This is a genomic window from Thiolapillus sp. (genome assembly GCF_048562965.1).
Classification (GTDB): Bacteria; Pseudomonadota; Gammaproteobacteria; order Chromatiales; family Chromatiaceae; genus Thiolapillus; species Thiolapillus brandeum_A.
Genome location: NZ_JBHNMF010000322.1, coordinates 1 through 3,841 on the forward strand (window position 1 = coordinate 1; position 3,841 = coordinate 3,841).

Annotated in this window: 4 protein-coding genes; all 4 read right to left on the reverse strand. The window is 58.0% G+C overall.

From position 1 onward, the window contains the following. Window positions 1-67: 67 nt before the first annotated feature. Window positions 68-631 (reverse strand): type I-F CRISPR-associated endoribonuclease Cas6/Csy4, encoded by a 564-nt coding sequence (cas6f, locus tag ACOCD2_RS14090; RefSeq protein WP_293648734.1) that lies wholly within the window; start codon window positions 629-631, stop codon window positions 68-70. A gap of 4 nt (window positions 632-635) precedes the next feature. After that, a complete protein-coding gene (csy3, locus tag ACOCD2_RS14095) occupies window positions 636-1,664 on the reverse strand; it encodes a type I-F CRISPR-associated protein Csy3 (protein WP_293672824.1) in 1,029 nt (342 codons plus the stop codon). Between the two features lie 4 nt (window positions 1,665-1,668). Further along, on the reverse strand, window positions 1,669-2,628 hold the full coding sequence (csy2, locus tag ACOCD2_RS14100) for a type I-F CRISPR-associated protein Csy2 (RefSeq protein ID WP_293680420.1): 960 nt from the start codon (window positions 2,626-2,628) through the stop codon (window positions 1,669-1,671). Then, a partial coding sequence (gene csy1 / locus ACOCD2_RS14105; RefSeq protein ID WP_293648725.1) for a type I-F CRISPR-associated protein Csy1 occupies window positions 2,621-3,841 on the reverse strand: 1,221 nt, incomplete at its 5' end. The genes csy2 and csy1, both read right to left, overlap by 8 nt.

Genomic DNA, 3,841 nt, shown 5'->3' on the forward strand with positions numbered 1-3,841 from the left:
CCTTTTTTTGCCTGCTGCTCATAAGTAATTGATTTTACTGTGATGACGACAAGCGCTGAAAAAAGGGTCAAAACCAGGGGATTGTAGCCATCGGGCTGAGACCGTAGTGATTGAAGCTGCCTTCCACGGGTTTTTCAACAATGGCTCCGTGTGCGATAAACAGGCGGAATCTTTGACCGGTGCTTTGGCTGCCGATATTCACATAGGGCAGCGTAAGCATTTCAGCAGTACTATCAGGAATGGTTTGCCGCGCGGTCTGGGCGTCAGTATGGTGCCGTTGCATATAGCGGCGGCGCAGCCTTTCAGGGCTGCTTTTGGCCTGGACGCGGTAAACACAGCGGTAGCCTTTTGACGTTGGGATGGTCTCGGGGCCGACGACAAGAATATTATCACGCATGCCACAGAACCAGTTTCTGGCCATCAGGTTATCCAGATCCTGCTGATCGCCATGCAGGCGCAGGCATTTGCCCAGTGTGGGTATTCCATCGTCATGCCTGGGAAAACTGACGCCAATTCGGTTGTTTCCCCATCCCACCAGCCCTCGGTGGAGCTTGGCGAACAGGGCATTCATCAGCAGGTTGGCCGGAAATTCAGGGTCTGGCAGCAGGCGGATATCGATATAGCGTTCCATGATTTCAATCCTTGTCGCCGAATACGCCGCCGCGAATCAGGTTGGCCATGACGAAGTGCTGCTGTTCTTCATCCGGCGCCCGCCCTTTGAGCACCCATTGATCGAGCAGGTTGTAGAAATCCTTTTTCTGCTTGGGCTGGCGATAGGCCCGCCCTTGTGAGGTGACGGAGCCGTAGGGTTCAACAGCGATAGGGCCAAGAGGTTCGCCTGCTTCGTTGGGGTACCAGGTGTCGATGGTGCGCAGGGCGTTGCCGATCTTCTGACTGTGCATGGCGGCAACGCCATCAACCTGATACAGGGTCTTACTTTTCTGGCCTTTCTGATCGCCCTTGTCGAGGATCAGTTCCTGTGAAGGATAGACCTCCTGCCCGTTACCCATGCGAGCGTGAGCAACGACCTCCAGCAGTACGTGGCCGCTGCCTTCCAGACCTGCCTGGATAGTGGCGGCCAGATTGTTAAGCCGGGTGTCCGTGGTTTCGAAACTGCGCAGTGAATAGTCTGCCATATCGAAATGCCAGGAAGTCGTTCGTTCACCCTGCTCCAATTTGTGGACATCGACCGCGACTTGCTCTGCTGCCATGCGGTTGCGCCAGAGGAAGCGGCCATTGGCCAGGTTGGTGGCATAACGCCGGGCCAGCTCGCCAAAGCCCACGTCCGATTTGTATTGCCCGATGACTTGGGTCAGTGCTTCCTGGTAGTCGGTCCTGTTGCAGGCAGAGGGGATCCCGGCACCGCCAAGAATGCGAAGCGTGAAGCTGATGCGCAGGGTGTCTGCATCGGCGGGCAAGGTGGCAACATCCACGGTCTGCAGGTTTGGATGCTGAATTTTCGCATCCAGTTTGGCGGGGTCCTGTTCCTGGGTTTTGAGGCGGTTTGAGATGGTGCCGCGTACGGATTTCTCCCGAATTTCAACGGCGGGCCAGTCCGGGAGTTTCCGGTTCTCCCAGTTGCCGGTATGAAACAGCGCGTCGGACGGATCGAGCTTGCGTTCGAAGGCGAGGACGGAGGCGGTTTTGAGTTTGTTTTCGGTCATGGGGTTACTCCCTGTTCAAGGTGGTTGTGTAATCGTTGGCGCACAGATACAGGCCGTTGTGCTCATCGGTCTGATATCGCCACATGAGATGGTGGGGATGATGGATACGGTGCGGGCTGATCCACTGACCCAACGAATAGAGACTTTCGACGAAACGGAAGGGTGTTGTGCTGTCACGGGTGTTGGCGACTTCGCCGGGCGGGTACAACGCCGATAGCCCGCTGTATCCGATTGGCAGCGGAACGATCCAGCCCGGCGACCGGCGGTATTGCCAGTGGATTTTGCCCTGTTCATTGGCTTCCGGTTCAACATGGAGGGCGGACAGGTCCATTAATGCATCCAGGGTGTTGGTATCAGGGCTGTGTTCCCGAAGCTTATTCAGCCGTTCGGTCAGCAGGTCCGGGCGATGGACAAGTGCAAAACCTGGCAACAGCTGCCGGCGCAGCTTTCGGAAGGATGCGAGGTTTTGCGCCTCTTCATCCCACCAGACTTGCCACAGCGGCTTGCTACCGGCGCCCCGGGACGGGAGGATACTGCCTCCGGCCAGGCGCATGCCCAGTACCGTTTCGGAAAGCATCTCCAGGAATTCGTCGGCTTCATCATCAAAGTCACCTTCGGTTTCCAGCAGCAGACTGATTTCCATGTGGGCGCGGCCTTCTTCGATGAGGGCGGCATCTTTGTCCTGCCACTTCCTGTAGCCAGCGCGCACCGGGTGACGCATCAGGTTAAATACCTGATGACGCCTGCGATTGGGTTGGGTGGTCAGGGGCTCGAAGTGGTGACAGACAATGGCCACGCCGGTAAATTGCAGATCCCAGAGATCGCGAAGCTTTCGCTCAAGGGCATGGGCAAAGCCAAGAAAGGCGGTGGGTGAGGGAAAGCCCCAGCTCAACGGCCCGGCGGTGACGTTGGCGTTCTGTACCCGAAGATGGGGGATCAGCAGCAGTCCGTCCATATCAGTCATGGCTCAACGCCTCACGCAACAGGTGCATTTCATCGGCCAGGCTGCTGCGCCAGTGATCGCGTTCAGCGTCGGCCATGGGTGTCTTGTCGCTGTTCAGTTGTCTGTTCAGCCAACGGGAAAAGCCGTCGGTAATGCGTTCACTCCAGTCGGTGGCAGCGCGTTCAGCCGCAAAATCCCCGTCCTCGGTGGCGCGCCCAGGGTCGAGCCAGAAGCATTCGGCTTGTGTAAGGCGGCAATCGGGGGTGGCGGACCAGCCGGGAGGGAGCTGCTGGATGCGAATGGCCAGCATCAGCAGATCGTCGATGATCGTGCGAGTCAGGTCGGCTCTTGTGTTGCGGATGGCCAGATTATTGTGGCTGGTTTTTCCCAGGAACCGCTTGATGATGCGAACCCGTTCGCGGATGGAGGAAAAGCCCATAAGCCACCGGCCGAAAATGCTTTCCACATGGCAAGGTGGCTTGAGGCCGCGACTTGTCCATTGAGGCGGCAGAGAAGCCAGCAGCCAGACCTCGCCATGCCGTTCGCTGTTGAGCTGACTGATATTCTGCGGCTTGGTGCCGCCGAACTTTATGATGGCAAGCTTGGGATACTCCCGATAGCCGTTCGCGTAAGGCGCATTCTTACGGCGTGCCTCGCGGGCGGACTTGGCAGCTTCGGAGAAGCGGTCATGATGGATGAACCCGTATTGGTGCTGTACCAGTGCGGTGGGAAACAGGGGTGCCAGCAGGTGATAGCCGTCGTCACCGACAGGCCAGTAGGTCTGTTTGGCCAGTTTGTGGGATGCCGGCGCGTCCCCGAGGCTGTCGATGTCGGCAAAGGCCTTCATCCAGATTCTGGCATTGTCGTCCCCGCCAAAGGCGTCCAGCAGCGCATCTGACTCAGACTTGGCCAATTCAAGCAGTGTTGTTCCGTTCACTTCAAGGCGGAGGAATTTGTATACATCGAGTGCGGCCGCGTTGCCGACGACATCGGCTGTTGGCACGTTCAGGCTATGGGTGCCTGCAAGGCGATCTCCCGCTATCGGGTTCCCTCTGCTGAACAGGCTACTGCCTTTGGCGTCGGGGTGGGCGTACTTGATGGCATGGGTGACCCGCCGAATCTGCGTCACCCGCCGGGCGGCGTCGGCGATCCAGTTTTGCGGTTCGTGTTCCCTGATCAGCTTCTGGCGCTTTTCCTCATCGCTCTCCTTGAGTTTATCGAGCTTGGGTTGCAG